The 10,297-nt window shown below is 64.9% G+C and carries 6 protein-coding genes and 1 pseudogene; 2 read left to right on the top strand and 5 right to left on the bottom strand.

What is annotated here, in order from left to right:
* Together B2790_RS14480 and B2790_RS14475 are read left to right on the top strand one after the other, a co-directional pair.
* Positions 1-1,334, top strand: a pseudogene (locus B2790_RS14480) (hypothetical protein); the annotation flags it as partial.
* 197 nt (positions 1,335-1,531) lie between these two features.
* Positions 1,532-2,086 carry a DUF6708 domain-containing protein gene (locus tag B2790_RS14475; protein ID WP_286919057.1) on the top strand — a complete coding sequence of 185 codons (555 nt, stop codon included), beginning with the start codon at positions 1,532-1,534 and terminating at the stop codon, positions 2,084-2,086.
* Between the two features lie 372 nt (positions 2,087-2,458).
* Here B2790_RS14475 and B2790_RS14470 read toward each other — a convergent pair whose 3' ends face one another.
* The 5 genes from B2790_RS14470 to kdpA all read right to left on the bottom strand — a co-directional run bounded on the left by B2790_RS14470 (position 2,459) and on the right by kdpA (position 10,288).
* A complete protein-coding gene (locus B2790_RS14470) occupies positions 2,459-3,154 on the bottom strand; it encodes a response regulator (protein ID WP_025339949.1) in 696 nt (231 codons plus the stop codon).
* Complete coding sequence (locus tag B2790_RS14465) at positions 3,151-5,805, bottom strand: sensor histidine kinase (protein WP_286919056.1); 2,655 nt, start codon at positions 5,803-5,805, stop codon at positions 3,151-3,153. The genes B2790_RS14470 and B2790_RS14465 overlap by 4 nt, the downstream gene beginning before the upstream one ends.
* Before the next feature lie 162 nt (positions 5,806-5,967).
* Positions 5,968-6,519 carry a potassium-transporting ATPase subunit KdpC gene (kdpC, locus tag B2790_RS14460; protein WP_286919055.1) on the bottom strand — a complete coding sequence of 184 codons (552 nt, stop codon included), beginning with the start codon at positions 6,517-6,519 and terminating at the stop codon, positions 5,968-5,970.
* A gap of 10 nt (positions 6,520-6,529) precedes the next feature.
* A complete protein-coding gene (kdpB, locus tag B2790_RS14455) occupies positions 6,530-8,584 on the bottom strand; it encodes a potassium-transporting ATPase subunit KdpB (protein ID WP_286919054.1) in 2,055 nt (684 codons plus the stop codon).
* A gap of 9 nt (positions 8,585-8,593) precedes the next feature.
* A complete protein-coding gene (kdpA, locus tag B2790_RS14450) occupies positions 8,594-10,288 on the bottom strand; it encodes a potassium-transporting ATPase subunit KdpA (protein WP_286919053.1) in 1,695 nt (564 codons plus the stop codon).
* Positions 10,289-10,297: the final 9 nt, after the last annotated feature.

The following is a 10,297-nucleotide window of genomic DNA, read 5'->3' as shown; positions in this document are numbered from 1 at the left end:
GTAACCGTAGCCAGATGATCGAAGTGATGCTCTGGACGCTCGAAAGCGCCGAGAGGTTGCAGGTGCGGCTAGTTCAATTGCGGGCAAGTGCCGTATCAGGGGCCACTACGCTGGCGCGTACTATTACTGTAGGTGCAAACGCCTTTCGGCTAAGTGCAGAGGTGGCTCGTAGCTTGGCAAGCGATACGACTAATAGTTTGCGGAGTGCTGTAACAAACCCGACAAGCGCCAGCCTGATGCTTGGGCTAGGCGGAATATGGTTCCATCAAGACAGCCTGCGCAAAAATTATCAGGCGCTACTTGAAACTGCCAACGTAGACCCGGAAGCGCTTGCCGCAATATGGTCTTCTTCCCTTGGTGTGCTGGGGGCAAGCGTAGAGAGTGTGGGGCTTACCGCACAGTTACTTCGCCCGGAAAAGCTGTGGCCAAGCGCTATTAGCACCGTGAATTTAGGTGAGCGCATTGCTAAATTCGGTGGCGTCATAGCAGCACTCGCGGGGGCATCTGACGCAGCACAATATGCCTTCGCTGCGCGAAGGTCAGATGACCAGGGGGACGTTGCGTCCGCCCAAACCTATGGCTATGCAAGCGCCATTGCCTTTGCCACGATCTTCCCGGCGGGCTATGCCGCCCTTGTCCCAGGCACATTACTAGGGCCGCTGGGAATCGCGATAATCTTGGGCTTGGCAGCATACGCATTGGCGATTAGGGCGAAGCAACAAGAATCCTCCGCGACAGAACTATGGGCTCGACGTAGCAGGTGGGGATTACCACCCGAACATCGGTATTGGTGTGAGGCAAAAAGTATTGATTTGGCTATTGGCGCTTTGAATGCCGCAGCGCTTGGCATGAGAGCCGAGGCCTCGATAGAAATTGGTTTCAAACAGGGGAAAATGGATTCAGTAATCAGTGACGGCAACACGGTGGCAGCAGGCTTTGTACTGAATGCGTATATGAGCATGCCAAATTTCACGGTGGGTACTTCACATTATCAATGGAAGCTGGACTTGCATCGAACCGGGGGAAGCAAAGAAACTATCACCCTATCAGGAGACAGCACTAGATTAGTACTGCCATCAAGCTCGGCACTGAGTGTTGCCGGTGTTTTTGCAGACGACATACTAGAAAGCCTACACAAAAACGTCGACACAGAAAGCAGGATCCTGAACATCCAAGGGGCGTTCCCCTTGACAGATCACCACAACATTACCTCTCTGGAGTTGAGTCTGATTTATTGGCCTGATGCTGATGATGAGTCAGCTCGAGCACAGATAACAATGACAGAGAACAACATCAGATCTTTGGAGCACCTCAATTGGCCTCCCCATTACTAGTCCCTCCTTGCGCTGGCTGGAAGGAGGATCTGCCTGGCCCAGCCACTCCTCCAGCCGTTGACAGGAATTTGGGCAGGCAGATACCAAACCATCAAGATACGATTTACCTTGAAGTGCCTCGGCCCCCTATTTCACCTAGAGGTATCCTCTCGGCACTCTCCGTACCTGCGGCCATATTTACGCTGCAGGTTCCTCACATGATCTTCAAAAGCTGGAGTATTGGCAGCATAGAGCTAGTCATCATTGGAATTCTTGTACTGCTCCTTGGCGTCTGGTGTACGTTTTTTGGATACCAAGTTGATATATCCCCCCCTCGCGACCTACCCATCAGGTTCAACCGTGCGCGCCAGAGAATCTACGCCTACAACTTCAAACGCCAATGGTGGAACCCCTTCGACAAAGGCAAGGTCGTGCCGGTCAGTTACGACTGGTCCCAAGTCCGCGCCGAGCGCTGGTCACAAACCGGCGCCCTGCCAAACGGTGGGGTCATTTTCAAATGGGGTGTCATGTTGTCCATCGTCGCGCCGGGCACGAACAACGTCATCGACCGTTTTCACCTGAGTACGATGGGTGCCGACCAGCATGCCTGGGCCTACATCTGCACCTACATGCAGGAAGGCCCCTCAGCACTGCCGCCGCCCGGGGAGCCCAAGGATCACAACGATGTGCTCTGGTGTGAGTTCGCCCTGCGCCTGGCACCCCGAGTAGAGTGGCCAGCGGAAATGGATCTGGAGTCGAGAACCGCCCCCTGAGTTTACTGTCTTGCGCTGCTTGCTCTGGCCCCATCGCCGGCATGCCAGCTCTCATAGAACTGCACATGACTCATTGAATTAGCAGGGACTCTGTGGGAGCGGCTTCAGCCGCGAACACCGGCGCAGCCGGTGCCATGCACCGCGTTGGATTCTTCGCGGCTAAAGCCGCTCCCAAAGGGTACGCGGGCCGCTTGCGAATTCAGTTTTCTACGCGACAACGCAGCCCAAAGGGCTGGGCAATCTCTCTTGGACTGCACATGACTCATTGAATTAGCAGGGACCCTGTGGGAGCGGGCATGCCCGCGAACACCGGCGCAGCCGGTGCCATGCATCGCGCTGGATTCTTCGCGGGCACGCCCGCTCCCACCGGGGTTACATGGTCGGCGCCACCAACCTGTACCCCACCCCTGGCTCGGTGATGATGAACCGCGGCGCCGTGGGGTCATCGCCCAGCTTCTGCCGCAGATGCCCGACCACGATCCGCAGGTAATGGGTGTCATCCACATGGGTAGGCCCCCAGATATCCTTGAGCAGCTGCTGCTGGGTAATCACCCGCCCCGGGTGCCCGGCCAGCTGCGCCAGCAGCGCATACTCCTTGCGGGTCAGCGCCACTTCCACGCCATCCAGGGTCACCCGGCGAAAGGCAAAGTCCACCATCAACGGCCCAAAACTGGCCGCCACTTCCGAGCCACCGGCCTGCGGCACCTGGCGCAGCAAGGCGCGCACCCGCGCCAGAAACTCCTGGATGCCGAACGGCTTGGTCACATAGTCATTGGCGCCACCATCCAGCGCATCGACCTTCTGCACTTCACTGGCGCGCACCGACAACACCAGCACCGGCACCGCGCTCCATTCGCGCAAGTCACGCAGTACCTGCTGGCCGTCCATGTCCGGAAGGCCCAGGTCAAGCACCACCAGGTCCGGCTTGCCCAAGGCCGCCTGGGCCAGCCCTTCCGTGCCGGTGGCGGCCTCGAGCACCTTGTAGCCTTGCGAGGCCAGGCTGATACGCAGGAACTTGCGGATCTGCGGTTCATCGTCGATGACCAGAAGGGTGGCGGACTGACTCATGGGGTTTCGCTTTCGGTTTCAGGTTGAGGAGGCAGCGGCAAGCATAAAGTGATGCTGGTGCCCTGGCCATCGATGCCTTCACCCACCAGGATTTGCCCGCCATGGGCGCCGATCATGCCCTGGCAGATCGCCAGGCCCAGGCCGGTGCCCTGCCCGCCGCGGTCGCCGCGAGCGGCGGTGTAGAACATGTCGAAGATCTTCTCGCGGTCTTCCACGGGAATGCCGGGGCCCTGGTCGCTGACGGCAAAGCATAACCGGGCGTCCTGCACCGACACCTGCAGCTCCAGCCGGCCATTGGCTGGCGAGAAGCGCGCGGCGTTTTCCAGCACGTTGACCAGGGCCTGCTCGATCAACGCCGCATGCACGAACAGCAACGGCAGCTCGGCCGGCACATCAGTGTGTACCCGCAGCGGCGCCAGCACCGCGCGAAGGCGGTTGAGCGCGCTGCCGACGATGTCGGCCGGGGCCACCCAGTCGCGGGCCAGCTTGAGGCCGCCGTGGCCCAGGCGGGTCATGTCGAGCAGGTTCTGGATGTAGCGGTCGAGGCGTTCGGCCTCGTTGCGGGTACCCTCCAGCAGTTCGCGGCGGTCGGCGGTGGGGATCGCCTCGCCCAGCGCCAGCAGGCTGTCGATGCTGCCGCGCATGGCGGTCAGCGGGGTGCGCAAATCATGGGAAACGGACGCGAGCAAGGCGCTGCGCAGCTGCTCGGTTTCACCATGCAGGCGCGCGGCCTCCAGCTGTTCGGCCAGGCGCGCGCGGGCCAGGGCCTGGGCCAGTGGCTGACCAAGGGCGGTGAGCAGGCGCCGGCGCGGGTCGCTGAGCGGCTGGCCGGAACGTGGGCGCACCCCGAGCAATGCCAGGGGCTGTTCATCCACCGCCAGCGGCCACCACCACCAGCGGCCATTGGGCAGGGTGTCGCTGCCATGACCGGCGGCCTGGCCGTGCTGCCAGGCCCATTCTGCGGCGGCGCGTTCGTTATCGCTGAAGGCATGAGCTTCGCCGCTGGCCACCTGCAACTGGCCTTCGACATTGCGCTCCAGCAGGCACACCTGCATGTCCTGCCAACCGTCCAGGTGCTGGCCGGCGGCGTTGAACACCGCCTGGCGGTCGGTGGCCACGGTCAGCCGGCGCGACAGGTCGAGCAACTGGCTGGTCTGCGCCTGGGTCTCGCGCAGCGCCTGCAACTGGCGGCGCTGACGGGCAGCCAGGTTGCCGGTGAGTGCTGCCATCAACAGGAAGAACACCAGGGTCAGCACGTCCTCTTCGCGCTGGATCCTGAACGACAGGTTGGGCGGGATGAACAGGAAGTCGTAGGTCAGGAACGACAGCACCGCGCAGGCCAGCGCAGGCCCCAGGCTGCTGCGCACCGCCACCAGCAACACCGCGGCCAAAAACACCAGCGAGATGTTGGGCAGGGCCAGCACGCTCGACACCGCCCAGGCCAGGCCCGCGGCCATGACCGTTGCCAGCAGCGCCAGCAGGTAATGGCGCCAGCCCCACCCCCGCCGCACCGCCGAACGCGGCGCTTGCGGCTGCGCGTCGCGGTCCAGCACGTTGATTTCCAGGCCGTGGCTTTCGCGCAGCAGCCGCGCGGCCACACCGGCACCGAACAGGCGCCGGCGCAGGCGGTCGCGGGACTGCCCGACCAGCACCAGGCTGGCCCGCCGTTCGGCGGCATGCTGGATCAGCGTGCGCACCACTTCGCCGGCACGCAGCAGTACCACCTCCCCGCCCAGGCGTTCGGCCAGTTGCTGGGCAGCTTGCAGACGCTGGCGTGCGGTTTCGTCGCGCAGGCGGCCGTTGTCCACGTGCACCAGGCTCCAGGGCAGGTGGCGGCGTTGCGCCACGCGGCTGGCATGGCGCACCAAACGTTCCGCCTGGTCGTCGCCATCCACGCCCACCAGCAAGCGCCCACGCAGGGCCGGGGCTTCCTGGCCGCGTTGGCGATAACCGTGGGCCAGGTCGGCATCCACCTGGGCAGCGGCGGTCTGCATGGCCAGTTCGCGCAGGGCGGTAAGGTTGGTTTGCGAGAAGAACGCATCGATGGCGGCCCGCGCCTGCTCGGGCACGTACACCTTGCCTTCGCGCAGGCGTTCGAGCAGCTCACGGGGTGGCAGGTCGATCAGCACCAGCTCGAAGGCTTCCTGCAGTACCCAGTCCGGCAGGGTTTCGCGCACTTGCACGCCGGTAATGTCGCGGACCTTGTCGTTGAGGCTTTCCAGGTGCTGGACGTTGACCGTGGTGTACACATCGATGCCGGCGGCCAGCAGTTCCTGTACGTCCTGCCAGCGTTTGGCGTGGCGGCTGCCGGGCGCATTGGTGTGGGCCAGTTCGTCGACCAGTACCAGGGCCGGCGCGGCCTTGAGCAAGCCGTCGAGGTCCATTTCCTCGAGGGTGACGCCGCGGTACTGGCTGCGCAGCAGGGGCTGCTGCTGAAGGCCAGCGAGCAATACCTCGGTTTCGGCACGGCCATGGGTTTCGACCACCCCGGCCAGCACCTGCACGCCCTGGCGTTGCTGGGCGTGGGCGGCCTGGAGCATGGCGAAGGTCTTGCCGACGCCCGGGGCGGCGCCAAGGAACACCTTCAACCGCCCCCGGCCGCTTCGCGGGAGGGTAGCCAACAGCGCGTCTGCGCGGGCGGAGTCACTCATCTTTCATCCTTTGGTGTGGCGGCGTCCTGCAGCCTCTTTTGGGCCTGCTTTGCAGGCCTTCGCGGGCTTGCCCGCTCCCACAGGGTGATCGCAATACTCGGAAGCTGCGCTGTACCTGTGGGAGCGGGCAAGCCCGCGAAGGGCCGCAAAGCGGCCCCGATATCAGTGGCCCAGATGCTCAAGTGCCTGGTTCAAGGCCAGCACATTGACCACCGGCGGGCCGATCAATGGGTGGAGGGTGGCCTCTTCCAGCAAGCCTTGCAAGCGCTCCACCGGCAACTGCCGTGCCGCCGCCAGCCGCGGGATCTGGTAGGCCACGGCCTCCGGCGGCAGGTGCGGGTCGAGGCCGCTGCCCGAGGTGGTGAGCAGCGCCTGGGGCACCGGCCCCTGCTGCGCCTGGTACAACGCAGCCGCATCGCCCTTGACCCGCTCGGCCAGCGCCGGGTTGCTCGGCGACAGGTTGCTGGCGCTGCTGGCCACGGTGGCGTATGCGCCTGCCGATGGCCGCGCGTGGAACCAGCCATCGCCCTGGAAATCCTGGGCAATCAGCGCCGAACCGCGCACCTGGCCCCGGTCATCGCGCACCAGGCTGCCATTGGCCTGGCTGGGGAAAGCCACCTGGGCAATACCGGTCACCGCCAGCGGATACAGCGCGCCGGTCACCAGGGTCATCAACAGGGCCAGGCTCAATGCCGGGCGTACATAAGCATTCATGGTGGCCTCCTCAGACCAGGTGCAGGGCATTGAGCAGCAGGTCGATCAGCTTGATCCCGGCAAACGGCACGACAATGCCGCCCAACCCGTAGATCAGCAGGTTGCGCCGCAGCAGGTGCGCCGCACTGGCCGCCTGCACCCGCACGCCGCGCAGCGCCAGCGGGATCAGCACGATGATGATCAGCGCGTTGAACACGATGGCCGACAGAATCGCACTCTGCGGGCTGGCCAGGTGCATCAGGTTGAGCACGCCCAGTTGCGGGTAGATGGCGGCGAACAGCGCCGGCAGGATGGCGAAGTACTTGGCCACATCGTTGGCGATGGAGAAGGTGGTCAACGCGCCGCGGGTCACCAGCAGCTCCTTGCCGACCTGCACCACATCCAGCAACTTGGTCGGGTCGCTGTCCAGGTCGACCATGTTGGCCGCCTCGCGCGCGGCCTGGGTGCCGTCGTTCATGGCCATGCCCACGTCTGCCTGGGCCAGTGCCGGGGCGTCGTTGGCGCCGTCGCCGCACATGGCCACCAGGCGGCCGTCGTTCTGCTCCTGGCGGATGCGCGCCAGCTTCTTCTCTGGCGTGGCCTCGGCCAGCACATCATCCACGCCGGCCTCGGCAGCGATGGCAGCAGCGGTCAGCGGGTTGTCGCCGGTCACCATCACCGTGCGGATGCCCAGCTTGCGCAGCTCGGCAAAGCGCTCGCGGATGCCGGGCTTGACCACGTCCTTGAGGTGGATCACGCCGAGCAGGCGCTTGTCGATGCACACCAGTAACGGTGTGCCGCCGCTCTGGGCAATGCGCTCCACTTCACGGGCCAGCGCCTGGGGCATTTCCAGGCGTTGCATGCCAACGAACGCCAGCACGGCGTCGACGGCGCCCTTGCGGTAGCGGTGCTGCTGCAAGTCGATACCCGACAGGCGCGTCTCGGCGCTGAACGCCACCGCCTCGAACTGCCCGGCGGCCGGTTCGACGAAGTCATGCAACTGGCGCAGGTACTCGACGATCGACTTGCCCTCGGCGGTGTCGTCCGCCAGCGAGGCCAGCAAGGCGCCCTCCCCCAGCTCGCGGGCGGTGATGCCCGGTGCGGCGTGCAGGGCGCTGCAGCGGCGGTTGCCGAAGGTGATGGTGCCGGTCTTGTCGAGCATCAGCGTATGCACATCACCGGCCGCCTCCACCGCGCGGCCGGAACGGGCGATGACGTTCAGCCGCACCAGCCGGTCCATGCCGGCGATGCCGATGGCCGACAGCAGGCCGCCGATGGTGGTGGGGATCAGCGTCACCAGCAATGCGGCGAGAAAGATCAGCGGCAGGCTGCCACCGACGAAATGGGCGAACGGCTGCAGGGTCACCACCACGATCAGGAAGATCAGGGTCAGGCCGATCAGCAGGATGTCGAGAGCGATCTCGTTCGGGGTCTTCTGCCGCTTGGCGCCTTCGACCAGGGCAATCATGCGGTCGAGGGTCGACTCGCCCGGGTTGCTGGTGATGCGGATCAACAACCAGTCGGAGACCAGCCGGGTATTGCCGGTCACCGCCGAGCGATCGCCGCCGGACTCGCGGATCACCGGCGCGGACTCGCCGGTAATGGCGGCCTCGTTGACCGCAGCAATACCTTCGAGCACCTCGCCGTCACCGGGGATCATTTCGCCGGCCACCACGCGCACCACATCGTCCTTGCGCAGCGCACTGGCCGCGACGGTCTCGTAGCTGCCATCGCGCTTGCGACGCTGGGCGGTCAGGCCCTGGCTGCCGGCCTTGAGGCTGTCGGCGCGGGCCTTGCCACGGCCTTCGGCAAGGGCCTCGGCGAAGTTGGCGAACAGCACGGTGAACCACAGCCACAGGGCGATCTGCACGGCAACGCCGGTGCTCACGCCGCTGCCGGGGGCAAAGCACAGGACGGTGGTCAGCATCGCAGTCAGGGCGACGACCAGCATCACCGGCGAGCGCTTGAGCTGGCGCGGGTCGAGCTTGACGAATGCCTGCACCAGCGCCGGGCGCCACAACGCGGCGAAGCGGGTCTGGTCCTTGGCGCTGTGCCGAGTTTGTACTTCAGGAATGGGCATGTTCATGGTCGGTCCTCAAAAACCCAGGCTCAAGTGTTCGGCGATCGGCCCAAGGGCCAGGGTCGGCAGGAAGGTCAGGCCACCGACCAGCAGGATGGTGACCAGCAGCAGGCCGGTGAACAGCGGGCCATGGGTGGGGAAGCTGTTCAGCCCTTGGGGCGCGCTTTTCTTCGCCGCCAGGCAGCCGGCCAGCGCCAGCACCGGCAGGATGTAGCCGAAGCGGCCGACAAGCATGGCCAGGCCGATCATCAGGTTGTGGAACACCGTGTTGGCACCGAAGCCGGCAAAGGCCGAGCCGTTGTTGGCCGTGCCCGAGGTGTAGGCGTACAACAGCTGGCTGAAGCCATGCGCACCCGGGTTGCTGACCGCACCCGCCGGGCCCGGCAGACTGGCGGCGATGGCGCCGAGCACCAGCACGCCGACCGGCATCACCAGCAGGGTCGCCACTAGCAACTGCACCTCGCGGGCCTGCAGTTTCTTGCCCAGGTATTCCGGGGTGCGGCCGATCATCAGCCCGGCCAGGAACACCGCGATCAGCACGAACAGCAGCATGCCGTACAGCCCTGCACCGACGCCGCCAAAGATCACCTCACCGACCATCATGTTGACCATCGCCACCATGCCGGTCAGCGGGTTGAGGCTGTCGTGCATGGCATTGACCGAACCGTTGGAGGCAGAGGTGGTAGTCACTGTCCACAGCACCGAACCGGTGGTGCCGAAGCGGCTTTCCTTGCCCTCCATGGGGGCGCTTTGCTGTACCTGCGCGCTCTCGAGGGCCGGGTTGGGCTGGTACTCGGACCACAACGCCGTGCTGCCGCCGATCAGGAACAGGGCAAGCATGCAGGCGAGGATGGCGCGGCTCTGGCGCAGGTCCTTCACGTAGTGACCAAAGGTGAACACCAGCGCCACCGGAATGAGGATGATCGAAGTCACCTCGAACAGGTTGCTCCAGGCCGTGGGGTTCTCGAACGGGTGCGCCGAGTTGACCCCGAAGAAGCCACCGCCGTTGGTACCCAGCTGCTTGATGGCGATCTGGCTGGCGGCCGGGCCCAGCGGGATGGTCTGCTCGGTGCCTTGCAGGGTGACCGCGTGGGCGTAGTCGGCCAAGGTTTGCGGTACGCCCTGCCATACCAGCAGCAACGCCAGCAGCAGGCACAGCGGCAGCAGGCCGTAGAGGGTGGCGCGGGTCATGTCGACCCAGAAGTTGCCCAGCGTCGTGGCGCTGCGCCGGGCGATGCCGCGGCACAGGGCGACCAGCACGGCCAGGCCGGTGGCGGCGCTGACGAAGTTCTGCACGGTCAGGCCGAGCATCTGGCTCAGGTAGCTGACCGACGCCTCACCGCTGTAGGTCTGCCAGTTGGTGTTAGTGACGAAGCTGACCGCGGTATTGAACGCCAGCGACCATTCCTGGCCGGGCAGATGCTGCGGGTTGAATGGCAGGTAGCCCTGCAACAGCAGCACGGCGAACAGCAGCAGGAAGCCGGCCAGGTTGAAGGCCAGCAGGGCCAGGGTGTACTGCTGCCAGTTCTGTTCCTGGTCGGCGCGCACGCCCGCCAGCCGGTAGCAGGTTTGCTCGACCGGGCCCAGCAGGGGCGACAGCCAGGTGCGCTGGCCTTCCATGACCTTGAAGTAGAACCGCCCGAGCCAGGGTGCCGGCAGCAGCACGATGGCGAAAAATGCCAACAGCAAGGCGAAGTCGTAACTGTGCATGGCCGCTCC

The sequence above is a fragment of the Pseudomonas sp. UBA6753 genome, assembly GCF_002453565.1.
GTDB classification, from domain to species: Bacteria; Pseudomonadota; Gammaproteobacteria; order Pseudomonadales; family Pseudomonadaceae; genus Aquipseudomonas; species Aquipseudomonas putida_Z.
The sequence above is the reverse complement of the archived record's forward strand: the minus strand, read 5'-3'. Positions and strand labels throughout refer to the sequence as shown.